Here is a 289-nt window from a genome sequence, read left to right as displayed (position 1 = left end):
AGGGAAAGTGCTCTTTTCATTTCAACGGGTTGATTAGAGTGTCACAATCATTAAGTCGGGACTAAAACAATAATCACTGCGCTTTAAGGCGTTGGCGGGCAGAACTTTTCGCTGAACCTATGGGTTGATGTTCTAAAGTTTTGCCCAAACCATAGAACGGCATGTTTACGTAAACCGATTCATATTGTCCTTGTTGAACTTGGAAAGTTTCGTGGTAAATTCCGACGGCGTCATTACCACGTGCATTCTGATTGAATTTTTTCCAGGCCGTTAAATGCTTGTCGTTGCG

The 289-nt window shown here is 42.6% G+C and carries 1 protein-coding gene; it reads right to left on the bottom strand.

Going from position 1 to position 289, the window contains the following annotated elements; all coding sequences use genetic code 11:
• Positions 1-73 precede the first annotated feature (73 nt).
• Positions 74-289, bottom strand: a 216-nt coding sequence (locus R0J87_RS19470) for a monooxygenase family protein (protein ID WP_498888305.1), incomplete at its 5' end; no start/stop codon positions are given.

This window comes from Halomonas sp. SIMBA_159 (assembly GCF_046536035.1).
GTDB lineage: Bacteria > Pseudomonadota > Gammaproteobacteria > Pseudomonadales > Halomonadaceae > Vreelandella > Vreelandella venusta_A.
This window is presented reverse-complemented; position numbering and strand designations above follow the sequence as displayed.